This window comes from Paenibacillus sp. FSL R5-0527 (assembly GCF_038008055.1).
Lineage (GTDB): Bacteria > Bacillota > Bacilli > Paenibacillales > Paenibacillaceae > Fontibacillus > Fontibacillus macerans.
The window spans coordinates 1-1,249 of record NZ_JBBOYI010000013.1 but is presented as its reverse complement, the minus strand read 5'-3'; the positions used below and the strand labels follow the sequence as shown (position 1 = coordinate 1,249).

4 protein-coding genes are annotated in these 1,249 nt (G+C 45.2%); all 4 read left to right on the top strand.

Annotated features, from left to right (window positions below):
- Positions 1 to 96: 96 nt before the first annotated feature.
- Complete coding sequence (locus NYE69_RS33510; protein WP_340930748.1) at positions 97 to 264, top strand: hypothetical protein; 168 nt, start codon at positions 97 to 99, stop codon at positions 262 to 264.
- Between the two features lie 51 nt (positions 265 to 315).
- Positions 316 to 573 (top strand): hypothetical protein, encoded by a 258-nt coding sequence (locus NYE69_RS33505; RefSeq protein ID WP_340930747.1) that lies wholly within the window; start codon positions 316 to 318, stop codon positions 571 to 573.
- The gene (locus NYE69_RS33500) at positions 573 to 842 is read left to right on the top strand and encodes a hypothetical protein (protein ID WP_340930745.1); all 270 of its coding nucleotides are present in this window, start codon (positions 573 to 575) and stop codon (positions 840 to 842) included. Before NYE69_RS33505 ends, NYE69_RS33500 begins: the two co-directional genes overlap by 1 nt.
- Before the next feature lie 140 nt (positions 843 to 982).
- Positions 983 to 1,249 (top strand): phage scaffolding protein (locus tag NYE69_RS33495; RefSeq protein ID WP_340930743.1); only part of this gene is annotated, 267 nt, incomplete at its 3' end.

Sequence of the window (1,249 nt, the reverse complement as noted above, 5' to 3'; positions counted from 1 at the left end):
GTTAGAAGTTCTGTATGGACGCGACTTCCCCTTTGAAGTTGTGGATGTTGAAATCATCAATGGCGTATACCATGTTTTGATACGGGAGTTGAAAAAGTGAGCGACGATAAGAAGAAGTTTTCCGATCCAAGATGGAATGATTTGGGGAAGCCGAAGATCATCGGCTATGTTGAAAGGACCGAAGAAGAACGCGATGCTGACAAGAAGCGTTTCCGTGATCATTTGCGGAAAATCGGCGTTTTGAAGGATGAAGAGGAGAAATGAAGCACTCACGCTACGGCGAGGGTGCTTTTTTCATGCAAAGGAGCTGAAGAAATGGCTAAATATCGTAAAAAACCAGTGGTAATTGAGGCGGTTCGGTTTCAAACGATAGACGACGTTCTTGATTTTGTCGGACTTGATAACATGACTGCCCCTGTTAAAGGTAAAGTGGGTATCGTGACTTTAGAGGGTGTCATGTGGGCTAACCAGGGAGATTACATCATCAAGGGTGTAAATGGAGAATTCTATCCGTGCAAACCGGATATTTTCGAGGCCACTTATGAGGCTGTTGGAGAGAAGGTGGGTTCTTAATGTCCCAACGATATATGAAAAAGGTGTTCGTTGACGTAATTGAGTTCACGAATACCCCCGAGAATCATAAAGCGATCATCGACTTTGCCGGCCTGCCGATCAGCGTCGAATATACCAGCGACGGCGTGCAGCTGCGCGTGATTCGTGGTGCTTTAAGCGTTCTGATTGCTAAATTGGGTGAATGCATCGTCAAGGCAGCTGACGGAACGTTAAGTGTCTGCACTAAGGAGGCGCTTGAAGCTGAATATGAACTTGTGGATGCAACATAAGAGGCTCTGGCTGAGAATTCCTGAGCCTTACTTTTTGCCCTGTCGAACGGCATAAAACTAGGCATACTCACGGTCGGAGTATATCGACCGGCTCCCTTAGCTGGAGAGCAGCTATAAAAATCTATGGAGGCTGATGATAAATGGATTGGTTAAAAGAGCTTTTGAAAAATGCCGGTGTTGACGAATCAAAGATCGGCGAGATTGTAGAGGGGGCTGGTAAAGAGGTTTATAAACACTTTGTCTCAAAAACCCAATACAACGATATGGCAGAGACTAAAAAACGTTTGGAAACTGATTTGTCAGAACGCGACAAACAATTTGAGGGTTTGAAAAAGTCAGCAGGCGACAATGAGGAACTAAAGGCCAAAATCAAAGAGTTGCAAGAAGCCAACAAAACCGCCGCCGAG

Coding starts and splice junctions, on each gene's coding strand:
- NYE69_RS33505 (WP_340930747.1), top strand. CDS start 316: ATGGCTAAATATCGTAAAAAACCAGTGGTAATTGAGGCGGTTCGGTTT.
- NYE69_RS33500 (WP_340930745.1), top strand. CDS start 573: ATGTCCCAACGATATATGAAAAAGGTGTTCGTTGACGTAATTGAGTTC.